This is a genomic window from Nitratireductor lacus (assembly GCF_056431025.1).
Window position 1 is genome coordinate 21870 of record NZ_JBWKMB010000033.1, and the last position, 11557, is coordinate 33426.

Consider the following 11557-nt stretch of genomic DNA (forward strand, 5'->3'; position numbering starts at 1 on the left):
CCAAAACCTCTGACGACGGACACGTTCAGGTTGGGGACGGAACCCGTCAGCCGGGAACGGACAAATGGCAGTCAGGTGAAGGTGGAGGCCGAACTGTGGCTGACGCAAGGCGTCATCCTCCCCAAGAGGAAGTCTATTCGCGCTACTTGGGTTCCGATGGCGAAACCCATTCCGGTGGCGGACCGCTGGGAAACGTCCACTCGCGCCCGGTTTTCTCTCTTAGCCTTTCGAGCTGCTTACTGAGACGATTGAACATCAACTCATCGAGAAACTCGACGAGTTGTCCCCACTCGGTCGCGCCCCTGATGTAATAGCCGAGCCTGAAACTCAGGTTCACGTCAAAACGCCCGTTCTCATAGCCGATCTCTATCGCGCCCTCGACCGACTCATGTTCGGCGTTGTGAGCAAAGCGGCGGTTGCGCATCAAGATGATTTCATCGTGCGCCTGCCTAAGGTGCTTGGGTAACGCGCTCCGCGCCACGCCGCTTCCATGACTGCCATTGACAAGGCGAACATAGGCAACCGCGAACGCTAGCGTGAGCATATCGTGCTCCAGAAATGCCTCTGTCGTCGGCTGAAACTCGGCGGAGGCGAGTCTGCTATGAATATAGCGAAGGCTCACGGACGCAGGGAACGCCTTGGCGAGGCGTATGAGGTTTTTGATATCGCTGTCGACGGCTTCCAGAACTGACAGGCCATCGCCCTTCATAGCATAAATCTGATCACGCCATTCTGCCGGGAGATACTGAAGCGCCTCCTCAGGAACTACGTAGTATTCGCGGTCGCTCTCGACACTATCAGCTGAAATATTTTCCATCGCTTCCCCTTACAGATTTGCCTACTAGGCATTGCGCCCCAAAGCGATATCAGTTCTTCTTTGAATGATACCATATGGTGAGTGGCCGGACATGCTGGCTGCGGCATCCTAAACCGTTCCCCTGAAAGCCGTCAGATAGTTTCGCAACTCAGCCAAACAAAAAAGCCCGACCACGAAGGTCGGGCAAGTCTCGAAAACGGAGCGGGTGAGATCAGTAGCCGAAACGCCAGGACGGCCATGCCTGTCCGTCATTGGCGTCGGTGACAGCCTGTGCAAGTAGGTCGCCATCACCTTCGATCAGCGTGGGATCGCGGATCGGGGTTTCGTCGATGACGACGACATCGGCGACGATGCCGTCCTCGACCTTGACATGAACCGGGACGAGATAGGAAAAGACGATGCGCCGGTTGGACGTGTTGGGACTTGTGGTCATGCTGGTCTCCTGAAGTCGAGGGAAGAATGGCGGGGCGACCGGAACCGCCCCGCATGAGGATCATTCCGCCGCGACCATGTGCTGCGGATCTTCATCCTCGGTGGCTTCGTCTTCCTCACCATCCCCGGCCAGGAAGTCGGGCAGATCGTCCGCCTCCGTCTCGATCTCGGTAGCCGCATCAACCTCGGCATCGGGGTCCACCATGCGCAGCGGTTCCGGCAGCCAGCCGGTCTCGGCCAGCAGGCGCTCCGCCTCCTTGGCCATGTCGCCCTTCTTCAGATGATCGATGAGCTGGGCCGCCCGTTCGCCGGCGCCTTCGCGCACCGCCTCGATGATGCGGGGCTTGGTCACGCGGCCGAGATAGTTGCTGACGGTTGGCCGCCAGCCCACAGCCACCATATCGAGCCCGGTCACCCGCGCCAGCCGGTCGGCCTGGGACAGACGCACGTCGAGACCATGTTGGCTGACGCCCATACCGCTATAGGGGTTGGGCTTCTCGTGGAGTGCGTTGACACCGAAGCTGACGCAATGGGCGAGCAGCTCCATGCGGGTGTCGTCGTCCTGATCGGCGAGCCAATCCCAAAGCGCCGCGTCATCGGCCGGGATATGATCGCCCCAGCGTTCATGCCGCTCGGCGATGGAACGGGCTGAAGCGCTCTCACCCAGATCCTCGGCCTGCGCCGGGAAGTGAACCTCGCGGACATGGGCCTCAAGGCACCCCTTGGTCGAGTGCGGCAGGAAGCAATCCGTGACCAGACGATGCAGCAGCGCCGTCATGGCAACATGCGGGTTCGTCGCCACGGCATTGCGCAGGGCCAGCGTGCGATGTGCGGTCAACTCGCTGACGAGGCGGTCAGGCAAGGGCCGGATGGTTTCGACCTCGTCGTCTTCCTCGGTCTCCGCCGATGCGCCGCCGATGGTGATGACGGCACGCTGGACGCTGCCGTTCTCACCGACTTCGGGAGACGTGCGATCGACGTCATCACCCTCAGGGACTGTCGGCATCTCGTCTTCGGGCCGGATATAGCCGCGCTCGACGGCAAGCTGCCCGTCGTGACGGATGCTGACGAAAACGCCCGCCTTGGCCATCTGGTCCGCGTCATAGCGCATCGGCCGAGATTCCAAGGCGTCCAGCGCCTCCTCGATCTCGCCCAAGCGCACGTCCACCTCGTCGGGCAATTCATCGGCCTCGGCATATTTCTCCTCCAGCGCGTCGAATTCGTCCCGGAGCTTCTCGCGCCCGGCGCGTTCGTCGTCGCTCAGATCGATGGTCGTTCCGGTCAGGCGACGCAGACCCTGCGTATGGCCGTAGGGGAAATCGGCAGCGACCTCGATCCACTTCCAGCCTTCGGCGGCGATGGTCTCCGCCTCGGCCTTCAGCTTCTCGCCGACCAGCCGGTCGAGCAGCACCGGGTCCTGGAGCCAACCGCCATCGTCCTGCTGGAAGAGATCGCGCAGCACATAGCCGCCCGCCGCCTCGTAGGTGTCGATACCGACGAAGAGCGCCCGCTTGTCGGAGGCGCGCACCGTGGTCTCGGTCAGAAGCCGGCGGATGGTATAGGGTTCCTTCTGCCAGCCGTCCTTGACCGCCTCCCAGACCTGTTCCTGCCGGGCGTGATCCTCCGAGACGGTGAAGGCCATGAGCTGTTCGAGCGTCATGCCGTCTTCGGCGTAGACGTCGAGCAGCGCGGGCAAGACCGACACCAGGCGCAGGCGCTGCTTGACGACCTTAACGTCGACGAAGAAGGCGGCGGCGATTTCCTCCTCGCCCATGCCTTTCTCGCGCAGCGCCTTGAAGGCTCGGAACTGGTCGAGTGGATGCAACGGTGCGCGTTCGATGTTCTCGGCCAGAGATACCTCGTCGATGAGAATGCCGTCCCCAGCCTCCGAGACAACGCAAGGCACCGGCGCGGTCTTGTTGAGACGCTTCTGCTTCACCAGCAGTTCCAGTGCCCGGTAGCGGCGGCCACCGGCGGGCACTTCAAAGAGGCCGGTCTCCTTGCCCTCCGTGTCGAGTTCGGGCCGGACATGCAGCGACTGGATCAGGCCGCGGCGGACGATGGACTCGGCCAGTTCCTCGACCGAGATACCGGCCTTCACGCGCCGGACATTGGACTGGCTAAGCACCAACTTGTTGAAGGGAATGTCGCGCGAGGACGACAGGGTGATCTTCTGAGTGGCAGTGGCCATGTCAGTTACTCCATGACGGACGCCGGGGAGCCTCTCTCTCCGGCAACCAGCCCGTCACGAAGCGAAGCGCCGCCCTCTTCCTCTGAAGAGAGCGACGCAGGACCGTAAAGCCTGAAACCCGGAAATCAGGAACTCCGGCTTTCCGTATCGCCGGATTTCCCGGTGAGGGGACGAGCTGAGCGGTAAAGCAGGCGCTCGGCATCGCGGATGCTGCCGGACTCCCGTGCTGCGTCGGCCCAGACCGAGATCGGGAAGTCGCCGGTAAAGAGAAGACCCCGCTCGATGCCCATGCCGAATGGCAGCCGGATGGACCGAAGTTCGTCGAAGCTCCACGAGCCAAGCTCGGGGCAGCCGATATCGGCAAGACCAAACATGATGTCGCCGTCCGCCTCCAGTTCAGTCGCGAGCCAGACAGCCGGCACCGAACGGGTTGAAAAATTTCACGATGGGGACGTGGTCGACATCCGATTGGCGACCATTGACGAGAAGCTGCGTGCGCTGTGCGTCAGTCAGGAGGATCATGCCGCAGCCCTCCCTTCGATCGCATTTTGCTGTTGCGCATCGACATCGCCCTCCGGCAAATGGGACAGCAGCCAGTCGGCCGCCTTGCTCGCTTGGCTGGCCGCACGCACGATGGCCCGGGAATCCTCGCGCAGCAACTCGAGCCAGGAGCCGATGTAATCGGCATGGCGCACCGTCGGCATGATGCCCAGCGAGGCGCAGCAGAAGGCCGCATTCATCTCTGCCACCAGTTCCTCGAGGGCGTATTTCCTGGTGCCGAAGCTGCCCGAGAAATCCCGTCCCAAGCGCGAAGCATGACCTGTGGCGTGCCCCATCTCGTGCAGAGCTGTCCGGTGCCAGTTTATCGGCTCGAAATACGCCTGCGGTGGCGGCACCTGCACGTAGTCATGTGCAGGAACGTAATAGGCACGGTTTCCGCCGATGCGGAAATCGATGCCTGTTGCCTCGATCAGTGCTTCTACCCTGGGCTCGATCATGCCGGGAGGCGGTGGCGGAGCCTCGACGGCGATGTCGTCCGGCAGGTCCTCGCATTGAGCGGCGTTGAACACGGTGAAGCGCTTCAGGAATGGAATGGTGGCAGCCTCGTCGCCTGTCTCCTGGGCGCGGCGCTTTTCGTCCTCCGGCGTGAAACGATCGGCATAAACGACGGTGGTGCCGTGCTCGCCCTTGCGGACATTGCCGCCGAGCGACAACGCCTGGCGAAAGGTGAGCCAGTGCTGGGTGGGATAGCCGTGCTGGACCACGGCGTCCCAGAGGATCAGGACGTTGATCCCGGAATATTGCCGCCCCGTGCTGGCGTTCTTCGGCATGGCGAGAGGCGCCTTCGCCGCCGCCGTCCCCCAGGGCTGAACCCAGGGAAGCCGCCCTTCCTCCAGTTCGGCGATGATCTTGTCGGTGATGTCGTCATAAAGGTTCGTGCGCGTGCCGCTTTTGCGGGCCGCGCGATGTTCTCTAGCCATCGGGATGATCTCCGCGACGGGCGCCGGAAGCCTCTCCTCCAGCCCTCAACCCGTCAGCGCGCCAAGCGCAGACCTCTAACTCTTTGAACTGAAAGGAAGATGCAGAACGAGGCAAAGCTACCAACCGATCCCGAGGGGTGCGAGCCCCCTCCCGCCACACGGTGCAGCGTGGGGCGCGAAGCGAACGGGTGGTCTCGGCGTAGAGCGGGGCCGCAGGCCCCCAACAAAAACACGAAGGGTCACCCCGTCAGGGCTGACGATAAATCAGCACTAGGGACGGAAGCCAGATGGCCGAGGCACCCGCAGGCGGGCTCGGCTCACGATAGCCCGGCCCTGTAAGGTGCGCTTGTTGGTAGAATCGCTGAATTCCTGGACAACCGATAGACCGGGTGGCGAAGAATTGGTATTTATGTAGTCGTTCGGGGGAAGTGGGCATGAATACTACACCAAAACCAAATTTTTCCATATCTGCGCGATATTTAGGGCCGATCTTCTCCCTAGACGGAGAACTCACAAAACACGCCCAGAATCTGATTTTTGCCAGGAACGGCACAGGGAAATCATTCCTCTCCCGTGCGTTCCGGTATCTCGATCTGAAAAGCCAGAACAAAGATGTTGCCGATGCCGCACATAACCTGGTTTCGGATGAGTCCGGTGATGGCAAGGGGGCGTTCTCGTTCGCCCGTGGGGTAAACGCCATGGGAGAGCTGCACCTCGACAAGAACGGGGGCAGTGTAACGGCCAGTGTTCCGGACACCATTTTTCACGTCTTCTCAGAAGATTTCGTGCATGAAGAGCTGAGAGAGCGTGAATACGAACTCGACGGCGAGATCGAAAACCAGATTTCCGTTGATAGCGAGAACATCAAGCTGAAAGACGCGCAGGAGGCGCTGGAAAAGGCAGTTGCAGATGAGCAAGCCGCCACAACGGCCCTGCGCGAAAAGCATGAGAAGGAGAAGCTTGCCAAGCTTCACGAGAAGGCGGGAATCAACAAGCAGCTCAAAGAGTACAAGGCCCTAAATCTTGAAGGCTTGCTGGAGCGTTTTGCTGAAAAGCCTGCTCCTCCGGAGCGGAGCTTCGCAGGCCTTCTCAAGGATTTGGACAGTCTGAAGGCCATTCCGGCAGAACCGGCATATCCTGAGACTCTGGACGTACTTCGAAGCGACGGTATTGACCTGTCCGCGCTTGAAGCATCCCTTCAGAGAATGACTTCACCGTCAAGCGTGTCCGACCACATCAAGAAGAAGATCGATTCCCATCACAGCTTTTACGAAACCGGCGCGAAGATCGTTCAGGACGATCATCGTTCCACATGCCCTTTCTGCGAACAGGGAATCACAAACCCCAGCCCTAAAGCAGTAATTGATGCCTACATCTCGTATTTTGAAGATGAGGAGGAGAAGCATAAATCCGAGCTTCGAGATTTCTTCCGCGACCTCAATCAGAAGGAAGCTGAACTAAAAGACACCGAAACGAAGTTTGCTAGGCAGAAATCGCGATATGATGCACTGAAACGTTTTGTGCCTTCCAAAAAAGACACTGAACTTGAAAGTGGCGAGGCCCGGTTCAAGGAAACGCTGGCGGTAATCACTGCCATCAAGGAAGCCATTCAGAAAAAGGCAGAAACGCTGGCAGCTTCGCACGCACTGCCAAGTGGTGACCTTGTTGCCGGTATTGCCGGTATCAACAAGATCATTGAAGCAAACAATGCGAAAGTCCTGGAGCTCAACAAGGCTGTCGAAAAATCAGACGAAGAACGGAAAGCGTTGCAACGCAAAGCATGCGCAGTGTTTGATCGTGAGTTCGCAATTGACAACTGGACAGACATCGAGGCCGTTCGGGCGCTCAGGAAAGATGTCAAAAGTAAAAATGACGCGTTGACTGCGCTGGAAAAATCAACTCCGTCAACGGATGCGCGTATTCGCGTTGCGGAAACCTTTGAGCTTCTTCTAAAGGATTTTTTTGCAGAGAAATATGTCTTTGACAAAGAAGCGTTCGTGCTCAAGCGCGGCAAGCACGAAATGGTGCGCGGCCCCCACCGGACATTGAGCGACGGGGAAAAAACGGCCATCGCGTTCTGCTACTTCATAGCCTGCGTTCACCGCAAGGTGGCGTCGAACGGCGATTACAGAAGGCTGTTCTTGGTCTTTGACGATCCCGTCACGTCCATGTCCTACGATTTTGTGTTCGGCATTGCCCAAACGCTCAAGAATCTGGGCATTTCAGACAAGGGGGAGATTTCGGTCAATCCGGGCAAGATCGACGGCAACAAGTGCCTCCGGCCTGAACTGTTGATCCTGACCCACAGCAGCTACTTCTTCAATATCTCGCGCACAAACAGGGTGGTGAAAGACGAAGCGACTTTCTCTCTGTCCACGGACGGCACCAAGCACAAGCTGACGCATTTACGAAGCTACGTGGCCCCGTTTGAGCAACAGCTCACGCATGTCTACAACGTTGCCAACGGTAATGACCCCGACCATAGCACCGGCAATGCGATCCGGTCTGTCCTGGAAGCGGTCGGGCGCTTTTGCAGACCCGACAAATCGCAAAGTCTGGAGGATTTCATTGCTTTCCTTGCTGGCGAAGAAAATATCAGCATCCAGAGCATATTGATCAACTCTCTATGCCACGGCACGTATTACGATGAAGCTCCGCCTCCCGATGATCTCAAACTGGCGTGCAAGGAAACAATTGGCGTAGTTGAGAAATTCGCCATCGGACAGGTTGAGATTGTCAAGAGCACCGCAGGCGGTAAGAAGGCATAGTTTCGAGCCTGCTTCGTGCATGTGTGGAACGGCTGGCGATCTGAGACAGCTCGGATTTCCAGTGATCGGCTCTACCGTGTGCTCCGTCGAGATGGCTTGCGGAGCGAGCTGCTTCGTTGGGCACGTCGATACGACCTTACAGCGTGTGTAGCTGTTGACGAAACCCTGTTTCTGTTGAATCCGGCATCCCCACGATGGAAGCACCCGGAATGCTCCTGCGAGCCAGTTCCACCAAATGCTCGTGGTGAGTGAAGATGATAGCCTGCCCGCTGCGACCGATTTCCGCGCAGAGGTTCAATGCTGCAGATGCACGGGCGTCATCGAAAGTTTCCAGGATATCGTCGAGGATCATAGGTAGGGGGCCTAGATCGCGCGCAAAGCTTCGATACCCGGCAAGGCGCAGCGCAAAGTACAACTGGCCCATGGTCCCGGTGGACATATGTTCAACCGAAACAGGATCGCCGCCGGGCTTGATGCCGACAAGTTTCTCACCTTCGGTTTCGCTCCAGACCACGACTTTTTCCCATTCCTTGGACGTCATGGTGACAAAGGCTTCTTCCACATCCTTGAGCATTGTGCTGCGGCGTTCGGCGGCCAGGCGCCTCAGCGCGCCCCGTGCCGCGAGAACCCCGAGCCTTGCGACAGCCGCCTGGCGCGCACCGCTTCGCAACTCCTCGAGGATCGTTGCCTGTTCCGTGACCAGTTCACTGTTGTCAGCGGCGTTGTAGGCCTCGTCATAGAGGCGTTTTTTTTCATTGGACAGATCGCGAGCGGCATCACGAGCCGTTTGCGCATCATCGAGTTCTTGTTGCAGTTCCGCTTCTCGCGTTGCATTTGGCAAATGCGCCAACTCTTCGTCAAAGAGCGTACGGTCCACGCCGTCGCGTGCTTCATTGCGGCGCTTGTCCGCATTGTCGCGTTCTTCGCGCAAGTCGTCGCGTTCGGCCAAACCAGTGGCTCGCTCCGTTGGTGGGAGATCGTCACCGCCTTGCCCTTCAAACAACTTGTCCAACGTCTCCTGGGCTTCATCGCGTGCGCCGATAGCACGTGTCCGACTTTGTTTTTCCTCCGAGAGAAGATCTTCTTCTCGCTTTTTCAACCGATCCGAATTGTCGGCATTGGTGACGCGTATTCGAGCGCGGTCGATGATCGGGAGGGGATTGTCTTTGGGGTCAAAGGGCTCTTCAAGAAACTCTGCCAATCGCGCCACGCTTTTGGCCAGGGTCGCCACCGCGCGTTCAAGGGCGTCCACACGTCTTGCCAGGCTTTCGTGTTCGCGGTGAAGCTGTTGCAGGGTGCGCAGGTGCGGCAACGCCGTTTTGATGCCGGTGGCCGAACAATCAGGAAGAGGCAATGCAGCGGTTAGCGTTTCCAGTCGGGTGAGGGCTGCTTTCTTTTCTTCCTCAGCTTGCGCTACGGATTTTTGGTGTTCGGCAACGGCTTGCTCACCACGGCACCATCTCTCCCATGCTTGGCGCACACTGTCCCGAAGGGTGAGGTTCTTGCCAACCCGTTCTGGGAGATTATCTTCTTCGACGTCGATTTCTACCAGTCGTGCGGCGCCTGACAGGTTGTCAAAGGCTACCTTGCGACGATTGGAAAGCTCTTCCAGCGCTTTCTCGGCAATTGCAACGTCTGCTGCGATTTCCGCGGCTGTCGAAAGGGCAGAAAGCCTTCCGGAGAATGCCGCCGGCCCGGTATCGGGGGACAGGCCCAGGGCTGTCGAGATTGAAGCAACCCGTTTCGACAAATCGTCGCGTTTCCCAGTCAATCCGCCGAGTTTGTCTTTTGCGGCATCGCGTAAGGCCTTTGCAGTGGCTTCCAGTGTGCGAGAGCTGGCGAGCTGCTTACGCGCCTCCGTACCCATCAGATAATTTGTCCGTGCGCCATCATCAGCGTGCATGGCTTCCTCAAAACGGTCTGCTGTTTCGTCGGAGAGAGCGCTACGATGCAACTGCCAGGCAGCGTCGCGCAGGCGGCGCGTTTCTTCGGTCGCCGCCGCATCAATGGAAGAGGGTTCGCCCTCGTCTGCTTCCCGCTTCGCGTGCGCAGCTTTGTATTCGGCCTCGCGAGCCTCCAATTCCTCTGTGGCAGCGATTAATTTTGAAGTCAGCGTATTCCATTCCCGCAGTACCTCATCGAGGGTTTCGTGCGCGGGAAGACCGTCTTCAACCAGCTTCGGCCAGGACGCAGGCAGGCCGGACACCGCTTTCACAAGCCGCGCGTTTTCCTTTTCGAGGGCCTTTTCTGGACCAGACACGTCCGCCACAGCCTGCCAAGTGTCAAACGCCACCTGCAGCTGCGACAAATCCTGTGGCTTGGCTGGCGCATCACCCAGTTGATCGCGCGCTGTTTTCAGGACTTCCAATGCTGCCTTTAGTTCGCCATCGGAAGTCTGGCAGGCTTGAGCCGCGTTTCCGAGGGTCTCCAGTTCTTCACTCGTCAGAACTAATGACGTCACAGGTACCTCAGGGACCTGCAATGTGATCTGGACCTGTTTTATCTGGCGAGCAATTTCATCGCGTTCAAGGATGCGCTTTTCCAAATCCGATCTGGCTGTATCGGCACGCGATATCAGGGACGCGTCTTCAACTTTTGTTTGTGCCAGATTTGTGAGTTGCGCTGCAAGATCCGCTGCAACGGGATCGGCTTCGTTTTCTGCGATTACCTTTTCATGTCGCGCTATCCTCCCGTCCGCAGCTGCGATGCTTTCAGTCTTTCCCGAAATGGCTTCGACGAGAGTGGCAACCTGTTCGACGGTACCCTTCTTCAGGTCTGGGCCTCCGGGAAATCCGGCAAGAGCTTCGTCGATTTTGCGAATTTCCTCAGACCGGTCGTACCAGGTCTGAGCAGCCTTACCTGCCGCCTGTCGATTTCTGGCCCGCGCGAGTTCGGCGTCCGCCTCTTCGAATGCCTTTCGGGCGTCATCTCGGTCTTTGCGAAGATTTCTTTCACGATCCGGGGTCAATCGTGCTGTTTTCAGTACATCACCGATTTTCTTCAATCGGTCTTTGCCGATTTTGAGCGCAGTGCTCCGCCCGCTTTTTTTGTGAAACTGCTCAGCATGAGCCGTCATGGCTTCCAGGATCTCTGCCATATTGGTCAGTCCCGACACACCTGCATGCAACAGCTGCCCCAGGTCTCCCTTCGCACCAGCAATGCGCTTGCCACCTTCACGGAGTCCAGTGTCATTCAATGAGAAGCGTTCAACATAGTCATCCTCTCCAAGCCCGTGGAGCGCACTCGAAAGAACAGCCTCGTCGATAGGGCGGTCCTGATTGTCCAGTAGAGACTGGGCGCGTTTGCCGTTGCGACGCAGGACCGTCGCTCCACGCCCGGGTATATCCAGCTCTGCTCCGATCAAAAGATCGTTGCGGTCGAATTTGAAAGCGTAGGGGTGGTCCCTTGATTTCATGCCGAAAAGAAGCTCCAGAAATCCCTTGAATGCCGTGGATTTTCCCGATTCATTCGGCCCGTAGATCACGGTGACGTCCGGGTTGCCGTCGGCGGGACGGGGGAGCACGATCTCCGCACCGTCAAAGCGGCCATAGCGGATGAGGTCAAGCCGGTTCAGTCTCATTCCGCAGTTCCGGCGTGCAGAGACAGTGTGACTTCGCCTATGGCGGCCTCCAGCAGATCATCCAAGGCTGCGTCAGACAATTCTTCGGTGATTTCCCGGGGCAGTGCGTTTCGGAGCTCTTCGAGGATCTGTTTGCTGGCAAGCTGGAAGCCCGGTTCGTTCAGCTCTTCCCGCATCAGGCGCACTAGGTCGTCGACCGTGAACAATTGCGCATTCAGGCTGCGACGGAGTTTGGCGGGACCAGCAGCGCGGCGATCATCAGCCGCAAGAAAGCCTTCAGCCATTTGA

General features: G+C 58.5%; 7 protein-coding genes and 1 pseudogene. 1 reads left to right on the forward strand and 7 read right to left on the reverse strand.

Annotated features, from left to right (window positions below):
• Window positions 1-142 precede the first annotated feature (142 nt).
• From AC07E3_RS20215 to AC07E3_RS20235, 5 genes and pseudogenes are all read right to left on the reverse strand, one after another.
• Window positions 143-817 carry a hypothetical protein gene (locus AC07E3_RS20215; protein WP_478364438.1) on the reverse strand — a complete coding sequence of 225 codons (675 nt, stop codon included), beginning with the start codon at window positions 815-817 and terminating at the stop codon, window positions 143-145.
• Window positions 818-1028: 211 nt separating this feature from the next.
• Entirely contained in the window at window positions 1029-1250 is a 222-nt protein-coding gene (locus tag AC07E3_RS20220; protein WP_478364440.1) for a hypothetical protein, read from the reverse strand.
• 60 nt (window positions 1251-1310) lie between these two features.
• Window positions 1311-3440 carry a ParB/RepB/Spo0J family partition protein gene (locus AC07E3_RS20225; protein WP_478364442.1) on the reverse strand — a complete coding sequence of 710 codons (2130 nt, stop codon included), beginning with the start codon at window positions 3438-3440 and terminating at the stop codon, window positions 1311-1313.
• Window positions 3441-3565: 125 nt separating this feature from the next.
• Window positions 3566-3962: pseudogene (locus tag AC07E3_RS20230) on the reverse strand (DUF2958 domain-containing protein).
• Entirely contained in the window at window positions 3959-4921 is a 963-nt protein-coding gene (locus AC07E3_RS20235; RefSeq protein ID WP_478364444.1) for an ArdC family protein, read from the reverse strand. The pseudogene AC07E3_RS20230 and the gene AC07E3_RS20235 overlap by 4 nt, the downstream one beginning before the upstream one ends.
• 434 nt (window positions 4922-5355) lie before the next feature.
• Between AC07E3_RS20235 and AC07E3_RS20240 the strand changes: the two genes are divergently transcribed.
• Entirely contained in the window at window positions 5356-7689 is a 2334-nt protein-coding gene (locus tag AC07E3_RS20240; protein WP_478364446.1) for an AAA family ATPase, read from the forward strand.
• Window positions 7690-7825: 136 nt separating this feature from the next.
• On the opposite strand, the gene AC07E3_RS20245 is transcribed toward AC07E3_RS20240, so the two are convergent.
• Window positions 7826-11269, reverse strand: coding sequence for an AAA family ATPase (locus tag AC07E3_RS20245; protein ID WP_478364448.1), 3444 nt, complete (start codon window positions 11267-11269; stop codon window positions 7826-7828).
• Window positions 11266-11557 (reverse strand): hypothetical protein (locus AC07E3_RS20250; RefSeq protein ID WP_478364450.1); only part of this gene is annotated, 292 nt, incomplete at its 5' end. The genes AC07E3_RS20250 and AC07E3_RS20245, both read right to left, overlap by 4 nt.